The sequence below is a fragment of the Bacillus sp. FJAT-44742 genome, assembly GCF_002797315.1.
GTDB lineage: Bacteria > Bacillota > Bacilli > Bacillales > Marinococcaceae > Thalassorhabdus > Thalassorhabdus alkalitolerans.
Genome location: NZ_KZ454937.1, coordinates 94,164 through 109,352, shown reverse-complemented (window position 1 = coordinate 109,352; position 15,189 = coordinate 94,164). Strand labels below are relative to the sequence as shown.

General features: G+C 36.6%; 20 protein-coding genes. 9 read left to right on the top strand and 11 right to left on the bottom strand.

Annotation, left to right across the window (positions count from 1 at the left end; all coding sequences use genetic code 11):
* Positions 1-38 precede the first annotated feature (38 nt).
* The gene (locus CEF17_RS20185; RefSeq protein ID WP_157843100.1) at positions 39-203 is read right to left on the bottom strand and encodes a hypothetical protein; all 165 of its coding nucleotides are present in this window, start codon (positions 201-203) and stop codon (positions 39-41) included.
* Positions 204-329: 126 nt separating this feature from the next.
* The gene (locus CEF17_RS18780; RefSeq protein WP_100401053.1) at positions 330-1,415 is read right to left on the bottom strand and encodes a hypothetical protein; all 1,086 of its coding nucleotides are present in this window, start codon (positions 1,413-1,415) and stop codon (positions 330-332) included.
* Positions 1,416-1,656: 241 nt separating this feature from the next.
* On the opposite strand from CEF17_RS18780, the gene CEF17_RS18775 reads away from it, so the two are divergent.
* Entirely contained in the window at positions 1,657-1,818 is a 162-nt protein-coding gene (locus tag CEF17_RS18775) for a YjzC family protein (RefSeq protein ID WP_100401052.1), read from the top strand.
* 479 nt (positions 1,819-2,297) lie between these two features.
* Here CEF17_RS18775 and CEF17_RS18770 read toward each other — a convergent pair whose 3' ends face one another.
* The 3 genes from CEF17_RS18770 to CEF17_RS18765 all read right to left on the bottom strand — a co-directional run bounded on the left by CEF17_RS18770 (position 2,298) and on the right by CEF17_RS18765 (position 3,365).
* Entirely contained in the window at positions 2,298-2,600 is a 303-nt protein-coding gene (locus CEF17_RS18770; RefSeq protein WP_232725650.1) for a YsnF/AvaK domain-containing protein, read from the bottom strand.
* A 22-nt stretch (positions 2,601-2,622) separates the two neighbouring features.
* Positions 2,623-2,805, bottom strand: coding sequence for a hypothetical protein (locus CEF17_RS20480; RefSeq protein ID WP_198509057.1), 183 nt, complete (start codon positions 2,803-2,805; stop codon positions 2,623-2,625).
* Between the two features lie 95 nt (positions 2,806-2,900).
* Positions 2,901-3,365 (bottom strand): YsnF/AvaK domain-containing protein, encoded by a 465-nt coding sequence (locus CEF17_RS18765; protein WP_100401050.1) that lies wholly within the window; start codon positions 3,363-3,365, stop codon positions 2,901-2,903.
* A 205-nt stretch (positions 3,366-3,570) separates the two neighbouring features.
* Between CEF17_RS18765 and CEF17_RS20970 the strand changes: the two genes are divergently transcribed.
* The 4 genes from CEF17_RS20970 (at position 3,571) to CEF17_RS18745 (ending at position 6,007) form a co-directional block, all read left to right on the top strand.
* The gene (locus CEF17_RS20970) at positions 3,571-3,684 is read left to right on the top strand and encodes a gamma-type small acid-soluble spore protein (RefSeq protein WP_332835322.1); all 114 of its coding nucleotides are present in this window, start codon (positions 3,571-3,573) and stop codon (positions 3,682-3,684) included.
* A gap of 311 nt (positions 3,685-3,995) precedes the next feature.
* A complete protein-coding gene (locus CEF17_RS18755) occupies positions 3,996-4,169 on the top strand; it encodes an aspartyl-phosphate phosphatase Spo0E family protein (RefSeq protein WP_198509041.1) in 174 nt (57 codons plus the stop codon).
* Positions 4,170-4,457: 288 nt separating this feature from the next.
* The gene (locus tag CEF17_RS18750) at positions 4,458-4,688 is read left to right on the top strand and encodes a hypothetical protein (RefSeq protein ID WP_198509040.1); all 231 of its coding nucleotides are present in this window, start codon (positions 4,458-4,460) and stop codon (positions 4,686-4,688) included.
* Between the two features lie 1,145 nt (positions 4,689-5,833).
* Positions 5,834-6,007, top strand: coding sequence for an aspartyl-phosphate phosphatase Spo0E family protein (locus CEF17_RS18745; RefSeq protein WP_100401048.1), 174 nt, complete (start codon positions 5,834-5,836; stop codon positions 6,005-6,007).
* A gap of 56 nt (positions 6,008-6,063) precedes the next feature.
* Here the strand turns inward: CEF17_RS18745 and CEF17_RS18740 are convergent, their stop codons facing one another.
* The 3 genes from CEF17_RS18740 to CEF17_RS18730 form a co-directional block, all read right to left on the bottom strand.
* Complete coding sequence (locus CEF17_RS18740; protein WP_100401047.1) at positions 6,064-6,255, bottom strand: hypothetical protein; 192 nt, start codon at positions 6,253-6,255, stop codon at positions 6,064-6,066.
* A gap of 208 nt (positions 6,256-6,463) precedes the next feature.
* Entirely contained in the window at positions 6,464-6,742 is a 279-nt protein-coding gene (locus CEF17_RS18735) for a hypothetical protein (RefSeq protein WP_100401046.1), read from the bottom strand.
* 443 nt (positions 6,743-7,185) lie between these two features.
* Complete coding sequence (locus CEF17_RS18730) at positions 7,186-7,485, bottom strand: hypothetical protein (protein WP_100401045.1); 300 nt, start codon at positions 7,483-7,485, stop codon at positions 7,186-7,188.
* Between the two features lie 558 nt (positions 7,486-8,043).
* Here CEF17_RS18730 and CEF17_RS18725 point away from each other — a divergent pair.
* A complete protein-coding gene (locus CEF17_RS18725) occupies positions 8,044-8,334 on the top strand; it encodes a hypothetical protein (protein ID WP_100401044.1) in 291 nt (96 codons plus the stop codon).
* Positions 8,335-8,806: 472 nt separating this feature from the next.
* Here the strand turns inward: CEF17_RS18725 and CEF17_RS18720 are convergent, their stop codons facing one another.
* The 3 genes from CEF17_RS18720 to CEF17_RS20180 all read right to left on the bottom strand — a co-directional run bounded on the left by CEF17_RS18720 (position 8,807) and on the right by CEF17_RS20180 (position 11,366).
* Entirely contained in the window at positions 8,807-9,301 is a 495-nt protein-coding gene (locus CEF17_RS18720; RefSeq protein ID WP_100401043.1) for a hypothetical protein, read from the bottom strand.
* 511 nt (positions 9,302-9,812) lie between these two features.
* Positions 9,813-10,646 carry an ArdC-like ssDNA-binding domain-containing protein gene (locus CEF17_RS18715; RefSeq protein WP_157843099.1) on the bottom strand — a complete coding sequence of 278 codons (834 nt, stop codon included), beginning with the start codon at positions 10,644-10,646 and terminating at the stop codon, positions 9,813-9,815.
* 564 nt (positions 10,647-11,210) lie between these two features.
* Positions 11,211-11,366 (bottom strand): hypothetical protein, encoded by a 156-nt coding sequence (locus CEF17_RS20180; protein WP_157843098.1) that lies wholly within the window; start codon positions 11,364-11,366, stop codon positions 11,211-11,213.
* 285 nt (positions 11,367-11,651) lie between these two features.
* On the opposite strand from CEF17_RS20180, the gene nikA reads away from it, so the two are divergent.
* From nikA to nikC, 3 genes are read left to right on the top strand one after another with little or no spacing between them, the layout of a single operon-like run.
* The gene (gene nikA / locus CEF17_RS18705) at positions 11,652-13,184 is read left to right on the top strand and encodes a nickel ABC transporter substrate-binding protein (RefSeq protein WP_100401040.1); all 1,533 of its coding nucleotides are present in this window, start codon (positions 11,652-11,654) and stop codon (positions 13,182-13,184) included.
* A complete protein-coding gene (gene nikB, locus CEF17_RS18700) occupies positions 13,185-14,120 on the top strand; it encodes a nickel ABC transporter permease (protein ID WP_100401039.1) in 936 nt (311 codons plus the stop codon).
* Between the two features lie 4 nt (positions 14,121-14,124).
* On the top strand, positions 14,125-14,949 hold the full coding sequence (nikC, locus tag CEF17_RS18695; protein ID WP_100401038.1) for a nickel transporter permease: 825 nt from the start codon (positions 14,125-14,127) through the stop codon (positions 14,947-14,949).
* The last annotated feature ends 240 nt before the right edge of the window (positions 14,950-15,189 follow it).

Below are 15,189 nucleotides of genomic sequence, written 5' to 3'. Positions count from 1 at the left end.
TTTATTAATTTATAATAACAGCCCAAAAAGAACTCTTATTATATGTCACTAATAAAAACGTAATTAATACCATAAAATTTTTTATATCCCTTTTCATAGGAGTAAGCGCAAAAGTAACTTAAAGCCGTTATACCAGCAACTAAAAATGTAGTATCAAACAATAGAGTTTTTAGATCTCTTTTTGGGTTGTCACTTCCTCCCATTGACCGTTCCTCCTATAATCTCTATCTTTAAACACCTGTTGAAGTAACAAGTAACTTTTAACTTGAATGTGAAAAGAGTGGAAGCAGGAAAAGAATTTTTCAGCTTCCACTCTTATAAAAAATGTACTACCTATATTCTTCAGGAAGTTCGTCTCGATCATAAGAATTGATAATATAATCTAGAGTGTCCTCATCGTCTTTTAACTCTATGTTTATCCTTTTTGCATGTCTTGTGCCAGGGGAGTGACCTATTCTGATAAATTCAGTTCCATTTTTTCCTTTAGTTACACTAACACTTTCATAAGAATCACTAGGATTACCACTTAGACCCTCAACAATAGTTTGGAACTTCTCTGTGTAAAGAATAACAGTATCCCCATCAGAATTCTTATCAACGTATAAAGCTTCACTGGTATGTTCAAAGCTATAATTATTTGGCAAAAACTCTTTTCCAAATTCAAAAGCCTCTTTAAAAGAAAGGTTTTTTAATCCTGAATCTTTCTCTGCATATATCTGAATATCGCCTACATGATTCCTTGTGTCATTGTAGGAGCGTCCTGAAGATGAAAACTCTCTATATAAAAGAATGATCTCGTCGTCATACCGATCACTTACATTCTTTCTAAAGTCTGTTTGTCTATAAAAGCTATTAAAATCTTTTTTAGTGTCATATATTCCTGGTGCATCTGAAGAAATGATTAGATTAGAAAATTCATTCTTCCTAGCTTCTTCTTCGGCCTTACGTTGTTCCTCTTCTTCTTGTTTCTTAGCTTCTTCTTCAGCCTTGCGTTGTTCCTCTTCTTCTTGTTTCTTAGCTTCTTCTTCAGCCTTGCGTTGTTCCTCTTCTTCTTGTTTCTTAGCTTCTTCTTCAGCCTTGCGTTGTTCCTCTTCTTCTTGTTTCTTAGCTTCTTCTTCAGCCTTGCGTTGTTCCTCTTCTTCTTGTTTCTTAGTTTCTTCTTCAGCCTTACGTTGTTCTTCTTCTGTAACGTTTTCAGCTTCTACTTCTTCCATATCCGATATTACTTGTTCAGTAGAGGAAGATGCTATAGCTCCCCCAACAAACATAACTACAAATGACACCCCGGAATACATAAATGTTTTTTTAGCATTACCATTCTTTTTTATATAAATGATAATGGCTTTAATTCCAAAAAATAACCAAAAAATAAACCCACCAACAATTAGTAAATTAGACAGTTTGAACCCCTCCAAAAGACATATATATCTACTATATAATGTAATGGTAAAAGTTACTATAGTAGATAAATATTTTAATTGTTGGGAGATGCTCTGATAAAGAGAATTATCTCTGCATGGTAAGAATCAAATCTGATCTTTAAAGGGTTCTACAGCTTATTTTTAATCTAGAAAAACCATATCTATCCATTCTGATTCATACTTTGCAACCTTCTTTAATACCAAAACGTATAGCATAAACGAGGAGGTGAATATAGTGACTAAAAAAAATAAACCAGGTAAAGAAACCAGAAAAACTGGAACTCATGAACAAATTGGTCCCAGAGGTGGAAAAACTAATATTACAGCTGATCTAAAAAAAGGACAACCTTACCCGCCTACCTCTAAACCAAACAGCACCTGGAGGAAAAAATCATAATTCTCCTAAAAATAAGTGCCTTTTTGGGCACTTATTTGATTTCCAAGCCATAATCATTTTGAAATACCTTAAATGGAATTTCATTTAAACTATCTATAAGGCTTCTGTCTAAGTTTATCTCTATAAGTTTTAGTAAAAATTTAAAAGTCTTTTCTTTTAACAAGTCTGTTTGAACACTCGCATCCCCTAATTTAAGTGAATTATCGTTTGTTCACACAGGGTGTACTCTGAGTGAACACGGATATAAAAAAGAAGAGAATAATAAATGGTCACAAATGTTTAAAGACGCTGACCTACTAAAAGAAAGGTTATAAAGAGGTTATATTACCTTTAACTCATGCCTTAAAGACAGATCTAGTGTTCATTTCTTTTTTTATGTCCCTTAAGGCAATGCACTTCGCTTTCACGTGAGGCGCAACAAGTGGCGGTGGGCAATAACGAGAACGTCCCACAATTGCCTTGACAAGTCCATAAACAATTTACGTAATAGGATCCTGTTCTTTCATGTCTGCCTCTCCGTTAACGTCAGATATAACTTTTTCTTTTTTTAGTGTGGTTTTCACTTTTTGAATCTCATTTTTTCGTTGTTTTTTTATAGAAACCTCATTTAATGTAACAGGATGTTTACTGACTTTAATTTCCTCCTCCTTTAGAGGAATACGGTAATACTCTTCATCCCCTGCTTCAATTACCATTTCTTCACGTTTAATTGGCACGGTAATCGTTTTATTGTCTTTTATTACTTCCTTATGAACGTTAACTTCCCCTATAGGAACTTTCACTTTTTTTATTTCTAGTTCTTCTTCACGAACTTTTAAAGAGGAGTCTTTTTTCGTACTTTTTCCAGGCAATGATTTTTTTGCCCGAAGAAGGCTCCCCATATCCCCCTATAATCCCCCCCATAACAACTCCTGCAAAAAAAGATCCCCCTAACAAAAAAATAATAAGTCCACCAATAATGGATCCAAACAAAATAGATTTTTTCATTAATTTTACCCTCCTATTGTGTTTAGTTGTAAATTACATAAGTAAAAATCCTACTTAACAAACGTTAAGTAGGAAAAAGCAATTAAATGCAAAGGCTATTTGTCATCATTAATTATTTCTGCATCTCCATGTTCTTCAACGTCAGCTACTTCTTTATGAAGGACATCTTTTATTTGTTCTGTTTCTTCCACAGCCTGTTTATGGGCTGAGACCTCACCTGTCACTACGGTGTGTTTGTCAACATCAAGTTTTTCAGCCGTCACAGGGATCCGGATCGTTTCTTCCTTTCCAATTGGTTCCTCTGATGGCTCATGATTAACTGCTTTTCTCTCAATAACAACTTGATCGTGGGATAGAGGCACGTTAATCTCTTTTTCCTCTTCAATAATATCTTTATGAAGGGTCACATCTCCTGTTTCTGCTCGATGCTTATGCACGTCTATTTCTTCTTCCCGAAGCTCAATATGAGCATTATCTCTCGCAAATTCTGTATCTGTAGATTGTTCCTGCTTTCGGGAAGCGCGGTTTTCCTTTGGAGAATCTTCTTTAAAAAAGCTCATTATTTTTCCCTCCCAAGAAGTGAGTAGGTTTTTATTTTTCCTTTAAAACCTAAATGTATTCTTTAATTAAGAGGGCTATTGAAATATGTTCCCTTTAAAGATGAGGAACACGGATTTCCATCTTTATAATATACAAATGAATTCTTCCCCCTCTTTGGGACAGGGATTCATGGCATTATTCATTTGTAAGGGGCTCAAGAGGTGATTGGAAAATGAATTTGCGCGTGAAACAGACGCTCAAGAAGTTCGTCAACAAAACCAGCAAGCTCAGCAGCGCAAGCAGCAGCAAAACCAAAATCAACAAAACCGACAACAATAGTAGCTTTCGGGGACCTTTAAATCAAAGGTCCTCTTATTCTACTTTCATCCCCTTCCCCGGGGATATCCGCTACTATAGTGAGGTGCTTTCCTTATTTATGTATGCTCTAGTTGTTCAATTTTGAGTAAGCATATCAGCGTTCCACCCTTAAGCCTTTAGTGTAATATTTAACTTTTTTTATTTACAAAACATAATATAGCAACATTCAACAGATCCTATATCCTATGATTGTATATGTGTTTTATTCTCAACTAGAACATTTCAGCAAAGATATCTAAGCCATTTATTACATATGGGAGGATAACGATGAAATGGAAGGACTCATTGATAGAAAAATAAAGAATAAAAAATTAGAAATGTATAAGAAAGCAGAACTGTATGGCTTCACAGATAAAAGAACCGTTCATTGTAGCCAGGAACTAGACATATTATTAAATAAACAATTAGGGTTACAGAAAAAAACTGGTGATCTTTCACTGGTTTAAATATAAAAAGGAAGGGGTTAGTAATATAGCTCCTTCCTTTCTCTTTGTTTTATGAATTGCCTCAATTTTCTTCTTCATATTCCCTCTCTACAACTTCTATTGCATGCCATTTATAAGGTAAGGAATGATCAAAATAAATTGAACGGATATGCATAAAAATTATCATAACATTACAAATATTGCACAAATAATAGAAATCATGTATTTTTTCTAAATGATTTGTGTTTTCATAGATAATTATCAAAAACGATCATCGTTTAAAAAAAGAATGGTATCATAGGCATACAGATGAATGGTGAGGTGATTGACTTGGAAAAGAAAAAAGGGGAAATACTTATTTCCATTGATTTGAACCTTGATCCGAACCTATTTCCGGATTCATGCAAAACAGATGTTGAACGCCTCCAGCATGAAGTAAATAAAATTGCCAGTGTATTAAGCTACCTTAATAAAAAGGGTGAAATGGCTGTGAAGGCTCAACTGAAAGATTCTTTCGTCAACCAATCTAATCTTAAATAAATATTAGTTTTTATAGCTCTAAGTCACATGGTGGTTCTCCGAGTTAAGGAAATGAAGGTAATATCTATGAATAAACAATTTATGATAGTAACGTATAGTTTGATCCTAATACTCTAGAAATAACGTACTAATTCAAAAAAAGAGTGGTAGCAGAAAACATCTTCTTCTGCTACCACTCTTTTTATTTTTAGTAATATTCATTATCTCCTTACACTTAAATTCTTATGATGTACGTGAAAATATTTATCTATATATTAAATTTTAAGAAAGTAGGAAGCCTTAACTTACCATTAGAAGTTACATTTCTATATTTAACATGACATTCAATAACCTCGGGTTCTAGAAAAACAAAGTTGTCATTCTCGTGAGTGGTAATTTGATTTGCAATATGATAAAAAGCACTCAAACTCCTCTTATCAATTCCTAACTCCATAATTCCAGCTGGTGTCCCGTCTTTAAAGGAAAATAACCAACCTAACTCTTTTTTTCGGTAACCTGTGATATAGACATAACACCACTCCCCTTTCTACTTTATAAACCCCTAAGCTCAACAATAATGAGTAATAAATCACTTTGGAAAAGTGGTTCACTCGTGATGTGGTGGAGGGAAGGAGAGGGAGGTCATTTAATAAGATGTTCGGTTCATATGTATAGTATTGGATGACCAATATACATAACTTTATCGTCATCCAATGTAAACCGTATTCTTCGTATTTTAAAGCTTTTTTGGGGGAGGAAAATTCGAGTTTAAAATCCCTCGAACAGGGGAAATATATATTGTGATTGATCTTCCTTAATTTTTTGACGTCCTTTCTTTGACCAAAGAAGGGACTTTTTTATACACTAAGTGTTTTTTCTACAGAAACATTGGATATACAGCCATCAAAGCAAAAAGCTACAGAGAATGTAACCTCTGCAGCTAGTTTTTTATTCATTATTTAAAAAATCTTTGCAGGACAACCGACTGAAAACATCCTTTTGTCTGACATAAATAACGTTTAAAATATTTCAATAGTTTTACAAAATGAATATTTTATAGATAACATTTGTCTGTTATCGTATGATGGAAAATGTGTCTTGATTTTCAACAAGAACATTTCAGCTAAGATATCCAATTCATTTACATATTGGAGGATAGTAATGAAATGAACGTGTTTATGGAATGCATGATAAAGATTAAAAAGAAGGAAATGTATAAAAACGCAAAACGATATGGCTTTACGGATGAAAGAACCGTTCAATGTAGCCAGGAACTAGACGTTTTACTAAATAAGTATCAAGGAGTAAAGGAAAAATCTGAGGATATGTCACTGATTTAAAAGAAAAAAGAAGGGGCTGGTTCCGTAGCTCCCTTCCTTTCTATCGGCTTAGTTGCTTATGGTTTATTCTCACCAATCGAAGCCAATGCCTCACCTTCCGACTTTCCATAGTAAACACTTCTCACGCCACTTATCTCCTCTTCAACAAAAGCTAAGTAATGCGATCCATCCCACCATAATGTCGTCGAGTACTGACTTTCCTCTAGCCAAATATCTTGCTTGGAAACAAATCCAATTTCCTTTTTCATCCTATAAAACCTACCCTACTTAAAAACTTGAGAACGAATACTTATGTCCCGTACTTTCATGTTATACCTGCTATATCAAGGGCCAGGAGTCTCTATTATTATTTCTTCATACTGGTTTCCTTCACCCCTATATGGAACCTTATGGTGTAGAGAGTGATAGTAATGATGGGTGAGGGTAAAGTGGCATTACTTAAATTTGTTATCCCCATTACCTTTTAACAAATGACAATAAAAACTCAGGGAAAGGAAAATCCTCTCTTCTATGTTCAAACTCTTTTGAATCAATACGTAAAACATTTCCATCAGAAATGTTACCAATCTGAACCGTAGCTACCATGTTATCGTCTCTGCCAAAGAAATATATATCAGCAATCATAGGGCCCGTACCAAAAGAAATGACGTACTCGTATCGATAACCCTGACCAAGCATTCCTTCTCCCGATCTCGTTGATAAATTTAAACTAATACGTACTGGTTCTTTTGACATTATAAAAGCCTCCCTAGCATAGCATATACTTTTTTATCCTATAAAGCACTTCCTTTCTTATAGCGTTGAAAAGAAACACTATACTAGTCGTGAGAAAGCGAAATTGCTTTTAGTGGGATATACTTTAAATCATCCAATTCCTCAAAACTCGTAAACGCACAACAATTAAAAGAGAAGATCCCTGGGTGTAAAAGGGATCTTCTCTTTTAACTATGTGAAGTTGGATGAGACCTGACTTTTCCTTTTGAAGAGAAATGTATAAAACTCTAAAAATATGACCATACCAGTACTATCTTCAAAGTTTAGAAGAGGTGAACAGTATGGCTAAGTGTCCACAATGTCAAAAAGCAAAAAGAGACAAACACAACAAAAGAAATGGTCTTTGCGCTTCTTGCCACAAAAAGGATAAAAACATGTTCAAAGTTGGAATCAAATTCGCCAAATTACCTTGATCGATAGACGACTTCTTTTTTTCCATCTGTTGAAACAACCATAGGCGTAACGTGAAACTCTTCATATTGCGCCCCGTATTGTTCTTGAATAAACTCCACTACATTAGGAGAATCGAGACCGATCCGAAGAACAATGTCCACAATTTTTGATTTACTCATGCCCCCCGTAGCAATGGATAACCGAGTGAGCTTTTTATCGTATTCATTGGTAGTAGAAACCGGAATGCGTGCGACACGCTTATTTCCCATTCCTCGCGTTTGAGCCGATTGTTTTGCGGACTGTACAGACATGACTACCCCTCCTGAAACTGATTCACTGTATTCAGATTTATATGATGATCAAGACCAAAAGAACCTGCCCGATTAGATGGAATGTCTTGAAACAAGCAAAAAGCTAATAACCATTAAGTTTTTGTCCTTTATTGTTTGTATTTTCCTTTTCATCAGTAAAAGTGAAGAATGCTTATTTTTTTATGGAGAAAAAATAATTCAATTAGATAAATGATCAAAAAGAAAATTAGGTAGTTCTTTAAGGCCTCTCCCCTTCTTTCTAATAAAAGCGTCATTACTTAAAATACCTCCCCCTAAAATAGCTGAAAGTGATTCACTGTTCTTTTCTACACTGGATCAGTAAGCAGGGAGGGAGAAGATGTACATATATACCCCTCAACGGTCGTTTGATATCAATAGTATTGGATGACCAATACACTGTTTTAACCGTCACCCAACGTAAAAAGCACTCTTCGTGTTTTAAGTTATTTTTGGATAAATCAAACTTGAATAGTACCTTAAGGAAAAGGGTGCTTGGTCTTTTTCTTTTTGGTATGATGATATCAGAGGGTGATACGTATGGAAGAAATTTTAAAGGCGATACAAGGCCTTCACGACAGGTTTGATAAAGTAGAAAAGCAAATTTCGCATTTGGATAAGCAAGTTTCACATCTTGAAATACAAACAACCCAAGGATTTAGAGAAATGAACGAAAAGTTAGATCGTAACGACTGGAATAGCAATGAAGACGTGATTTCTTTGCTCAAAACGATCAATAAAAACACAGAAACATTATCAAAAGATACATCCTATTTATCCAAAAAAGTGGGCAACCACGATATGATTTTAAATAGGTTGAACGAAAACTAAGGGAGCTTAACAGCTCTCTTTTTTTTTAGAAACTAAACTGTTTTAATAAAGAAACGACTGTGTACATACGTTTACATTTTCTATTTTCGTCCCTTAACCTCGTGAAAATCTACGGTAAAAGTCCTTATCCTTAAGAGCTGAAAGTGATTCACTGTTCTTTTCTACACTGGTACAGGAGCAGAGGGGAGAAGGTTCATGACATGTACTGTTCTCCCATCCATCATAAAACACTAGATAGTATAAAAATGTAAACACTATGTAGTATTTATATTATATAGTGCATTATTGGTTACACTATATGGGTATTCACCCCTTATCTTGCCCCGTGTGTAACTTTTCTTCCCCAGGTTTCACATGTCAAAAAGCTGACATCAATAAATAAATTATATATAGTATGTGAAATTTTATTTCCAGGTCAGTTACGTGAAGGTTTGGTGAATACTCACCACACAAGTATGGAAAAAGAGAAGGTTTACTTTGCCTTCTCTTTTCGACTCGTCCTAACATACATGGGTTTGTGCTGCATGGTTTCAATATGATCTCTCATCTTTTCTAAATAGGAATCTGTTAAGCGTTGCGGAATATAAACCATTCTCTCTCTGAGAAGGTTTTCGACAACGAACATTTTCTTGGTCCAGTATTGATAATCCGTTCCTTGGTCTTCTTCTTGATCCTGGTACTCAGGGTTTCCCGTTTTTCTCGCCCGGTAAAAATGAGTCATTAATTTGTAAGCAGTAGCCCTTTCTTTACGGATCAGTTTTAACAGCATCATAAGCTCAAACGAAGTCATACTTTGTAATTCAGGTGTGGTTTTTTCTGCATTTTCCCTAAAGACAAAATCGCGAACCAAAACGTTCTCTCGATGATGATCCGTTTGCACTTTTTCCTTTAGTATCGTCATGACACAAAAATCACAATAAAAGTTTTGATCTAAACAGCTGCCACAATACGGACACGTATCTTTCATGTTCAGAACTCCTTTTATATTGCTTTTCTCTTCCGCACGGTGTGCGGTGGATGCAATCGTAACGCACAAGACGTACAATAAATTTTTGGCGGAGATGTTACTTCATTGATCCGTATTCTCTGTTTATCCTCATCGTGTACTCGAGCGAAACACTCCGGGCAAACCGGATGACCATCTATAAAATGAAGGATTGTCATGATCATGATCTCCTTTCTGTTTGGCAAAAAAGGGGCAAGTGAAAAAATTCTTAGTTTTTCAGCTTGCCAGATTGAATGGGTGGGAGGCAGGAAAAGAAGATGACTATTCATTACAACCTTTTCTATTTTCGTACACCTTCGGATTGATGATATATTTAATCATGGCGTGCACTTCGGTTTGAGAACGAACATAAAAAGGCTCTGAAAAATAACTCGGTTCTAGCTCCCACCTTTCACAGCAACGCAACTTCCATGTAGCTGTCTCATACGTTACCAGGCTAATCAACCTCCTTGCAAGGAAAAGGATGGGGCTTTTAAGCCCCCACCGATTCCCTTCGCTTGTCCTTCATTTCTTCCAACTGGTTTAGGATGGTTTGGCTTGTGTTGATAATGTCTGTTCCAATTTGCTTTATAATATCAGGGTCTTTGCTCCAACTGGCAATATAGCCAAAACTATATTCCCCCGTATCTATGCCGTAATGGTGTAGGACTACATAGGCCACGGCTTCAGCTTGGGCTTCTTTAATCCGGTGTTCTTCTTGTTCAAATGTGGCCCCTTGTCCATGCAAAAGATGGTGAGCATATTCATGGACCAAGGTTTTCACTTCCTGATTGGGGCTTAAATCGTGATCCAAGGCAATATACTTGTCTATGATGTGATAGTACCCATTGGCGGGTTTTGTATCCTCATGGTAAATAGGAATGTCGTTGAGGGTTTCCAGATTATGGTATAATTCTTTTGTCACATCCTTTTCTCCTTCCAGTGTTTTGACCAGAGGCTCTGGCAACGGCTCTCCTTCTGTTTGCTGGACATCAAAAACATTAACGTACCGAAAACCGTATATGACTGATTTTTCTTCATCTGTTTCTTTGTCTTTTTTCTTGGTGATTAAGGGAGCTAAGATTTTAATGGCCTTGGAACCCTTTTTCGGGTATCGTCCGAGTTTCTTCCACTCATGATACCCTTTCACAAGCGTTGCTGGGGGTATTTGACTAAAAATGAGCACGGTATTGTTAAACGAATACTGTCTAAAGTTTGAGAGAAACGCTAGATACTCTTTCATTTGTTCAGATGCAAAGATCTCCTGAATGCCTTTTTCTAGCTTCTTTTCAATGCCTTTCATCACTTCCTCTTTTGTCTTTTTCATTTGTGTTTCATCCTTTCTTTTTTCTTTGTTTGGCTCGGCAGGAAGTCTACTTCCCAAAAGGGAGCTTTTTTTCTTTTGTTGCGTAGCAGTTAGCGTGGCCTTTAACCAAAACGACAAGGGAACCAACCAATTCGTCATGCTTCAAAAGTTTTTTGTTTGCGCAGCGTTTTGGAAAAAGTTTTGAAGCTCCCTTACGTTTTGGTTGTTTCAGTTGCCAAAAAACGTGGGAAACAGCGAAGCGCAAACTTTGCCACGTTTAGGGGCTTATCTGAAACAGGGAACGCTAGACTGCCGGAGCCAAAAGAAAAAAGCAAAAAAAAGAAGCTGGCCATTGCCAGCTTTCCGGTGAGAGTTTCTTCTATGTAGGGTTGTACATAACTCGTCCCTCGTTAAAAATCGTCGCGAACATACAGTGTGTGCTTTATCCCTCATTCTCGACCACATTGGAGGCAAGCAAGAAAAACGAACAATTGGTTCTTATTCCTTATTACCACGATTGATGTTCTCCTTTTAGAAGGTCATTAGAGCAAGGTCATGGAAGGATAAATTTTCTTTATGTAAGCCCTATCTATAACCTTGTTCTTCAAATTCCTGTCCTTCTTGCTCTTCCTCTTCAATTTGCTCTTCATCTTTCCCTGTAAGGTTTTCATAAGCCGCAAAACAACCAAAACCGATCACGACAAGTGCTAAAAATATTTTTCCAACTACCTGTAATTTCATCCGCCTCACCTCACTTTTATAATGTCCTTCCTTTTGCCCAGGATTCATCCTTTACCTGACTTTTTAGTCTTTATTCCCATAAGTAAACTTATGCCTAAAATTTCCTTATCTTTTAATATCTGTATCATGACTCCAAAAATAGAGTTATCATTGTGTAATTTGGTATGCTATAATACAGATCGTAATCATTACGATTAGTGAATTGTTGGTTTTGACAAAGGGAGGAGATCATAATGTACCTTGCTGCCAAAAGAACACCTAAACATCAAATCAGGAGGAAATGAAATGAAAAAAACAGCTAGTATCCTCTTTCCTGCTTTGCTTTTTTTAACGGCGTGTGCAGAAAATCAAAGCTCAGAGTCAGAGGTTCCAAACGAAGAAAGAGAGGAAAACACGGATAAATCCCTAACATTATTATTTAGTTTTGGATCGGACACCCTGGATCCTCATTTAAGTTGGGTGCCAGTAAGAGCAGGTGTGACTGAAACCTTAGTGAAGGTGAATGAAGACCTTGAATTGGAGCCTTGGCTTGCGGAGTCCTGGGAGCAAGTAGACGACCAAACGTGGGAGTTTGAAATCAAAGAAAATATACCGTTTCATAATGGCGAGTTGTTGACTGCTCAGGTAGCTGCCGAATCCTTAGAAAGGTCCATAGAAGTAAATCCCTCTCTAGAAGTTGCTTTAAAGATTGAAGAAATCCAAGCTGAAGGGCAAACACTTGTTATACATACAACCGAGCCTCATCCAATGCTTACTTCTGAACTCGTAAATGCTGACAGTGGAATCACGTTAACAGAAAATGAAGATATTACAGAGAGGCCATACGGGACTGGACCGTTTCAAGTGAGTGACTTTGAACCAAACAGTGCCGTTCACTTAACACGTTTTGATGACTATTGGGACGGTGCAGCCAATGTGGAAGAAGCGACATTCACCTTTAATAACGATGCAAATGTCCGTGGAATGGCCCTTCAATCAAAAGAAGCAGATATCTCCTATCACATACCACCTGAGAGTTTAGATCCTATCGAAAATGATGAAGATCTTTCTATTCATTCAGTTCCAAGTGTACGTACCCATTATCTCGTTTACCAATTTGATAACCCTCTCTTGCAAGACCAAAATGTAAGAAAAGCTATTGATTTGCTTTTTGATAGAGAAAGTATAGTGAATGATATTATGGGAGGTCATGCCGATCCTGCTAGCGGACCTTTTCACCCTTCCTTTTCATTTGGTTCAGAGAGCGAGGCGAAGCATTCACTAGAGGAAGCTGAAACCTTATTAAAAGAAGATGGTTGGGAAAAAAATGAGGAAGGTCTCTTGATGAAAGATGGGGAAGTACTTGATTTTACATTAGTGACCTATCAGGCACGCCCCGAACTTCCTTTAATTGCTCAAGTTCTCCAGGGGGAAGCTAGTAAAATTGGTATAAATATGGATATAAGAATGGTAGAAAATATAGATGCTTATTTACATGAAAATGAAGATTGGGACTTGGCGACGTATAGTGTTTTTTCAGCTCCTAGAGGAGATGGAGGGTATTTTTTAAATGTATCCAAGATGCCAAACGGTGCTCTTAATCCAGGAAATACCGATCATAAGGAGCTTAATGAGGTCATCGAAACATTAAACCAAGAGCCTAATATGGAAAAGAGAACTGAACTAGTGAAAGAAGCTACCTCCGTTATCCAAGAAAATAACCTTCAGTCCTATATTATTTATCCTTATATCGTTGTCGGAGTCAATAATAGAGTGAAAAATTGGGAACCTGGTTCTGAAGAATTTTATATTCTCACCAATGAGCTAGATGTAGAATAAATGATACATTTTATTTTTTATCGCTTTACCCAAATGATTTTTGTACTGCTGTTTTTATCTATTGTCACTTTTTTTTTAATGAAGCTTGCTCCGGGTGACCCAGTGCGAACCCTTTTAAAAGCGGATGAAGTCGTCATTACTAAAGAACAAGAGCAAGCTTTGCGTAGTGAATTACTTCTAGACCAACCTGTTCTTCAATATCTCCAGTGGTTAAAAGGAATATTTCAATTAGATCTTGGGGAGTCATATTCTATGAATGCTCCGGTTTTAGACCTTTTGTTAGGACGACTTCCTAATACCCTTCTATTAACAATAGGAGGGTTACTGGTGATGGTGCTTATTGCAGGAATTTTAGGGGTGGCGTCTGCTTACTTTTACAATAGTGCTTTAGACCATGTTTGCCGGACTTTAATATTGATCGGAGCTTCTATGCCTTCTTTTTGGCTTGGGCTTCTTTGTATTCAATGGTTTTCTTTACAACTGGGATGGTTTCCTTCTTCGGGGAGTCATAGTATAAAGCATCTTATATTACCTTCTATAACTTTAGGTATTGGTATGTCAGCGGTATATGCAAGACTTCTTCAAGCAAGTTTATTGGAAGAATACCAGCAACCTTACGTGCAAAATGCTAAAGCAAAAGGTCTAACCAAATGGACCATGCTAACTAAACATTCCATGAAGTCAGCTCTAATTCCCATCCTCTCAATGTTTGGGTTAAGTATGGGTAGCTTACTTGGGGGTACGGTAGTTATAGAAAGTGTGTTTGCATGGCCCGGCATAGGTAGCATGGTCATCGAAGCAATCCTAAAAAGGGATTATCCAGTAATCCAAGGATACATTCTAGTTACAGGCCTTTTTGTGCTCGTAATTAACTTTTTGGTCGATGTAGCTATAGGGATCCTAGATCCGCGGATAAGAATGGGGGAGAAAATTTAAAATAATGATTCATAAAGTCAGCAAAGAAAAATTATTCTGCTTCGGTATAGTTTTATTGCTTGGCTTTGGGGTAATCAGTCTAATTGGTAGCTACGGATTACAGAACGAGTCTATTCACCCTAATATGGCTGAGCGTCTTTTACCACCAAGTCTTCAATATCCTTTAGGAACCGATCACTTGGGCAGGTGTATCTTTTCTCGCATCGCGGAAGGCGGGCTCCTTACCCTTCAAGTAAGCAGCTTTAGTTTACTTGTAACTCTTTTGATAGGCGTTCCTTTAGGAGTCCTTAGTGGGTATTTTGGAGGAAAAATCGATACTATTATTATGAGAATCGTTGATGGATTTGCCGCCTTCCCTGATTTTATTTTAGCCATAGTTATTGCGGGATTGTTGGGACCTAGCCTTCAGAATGTCCTAATTGCTATCGTTGCTGTTAAGTGGATTAATTATGCCAGAGTAACCAGAAGCATTACTATAGCAGAAAAAGAAAAAGAGTACATTCTGTCAGCCGTGTCTATAGGCTGCACAAACAGAAGAATCATATGGAAACATTTGTTTCCTACGGTGTTGCCCCACACATTAACTATCGCTTCTTTGGACATGGGCAAAATTATTTTAATTATTGCTTCCCTCTCTTACTTAGGTTTAGGCGCCCAACCTCCTATACCTGAATGGGGAGCTATGTTAAATGATTCTAGAGCATTTTTTCAAACACACCCCTTCCTTATGATAATCCCTGGGGTAATGATTTTATTAACCGTTCTAAGTTTTAATTTAATTGGAGAGGGATTGCGAGAGGTATTAAACGTAAAAAAGGTTACACGGTAATCAAAAAGTAAAGGCTTCACTTCTGTAAGTGACTATAAAAGTGTGGTTTATTTTTCAAGACCATGATCACTAGCTTAGAGGGGTAATGCCTAGATTAACATAAGATGTATTTTGCACCCTTAGCACCTGATTTAATTATATTAATTAGTAGGAAAAGGCCGTTATTTAAAAAAGGCATCTATAGTTCCCTGGGTATTGCCGGAACACTATATATTGTTCTTTTAAAGAACCCAAAGCAAG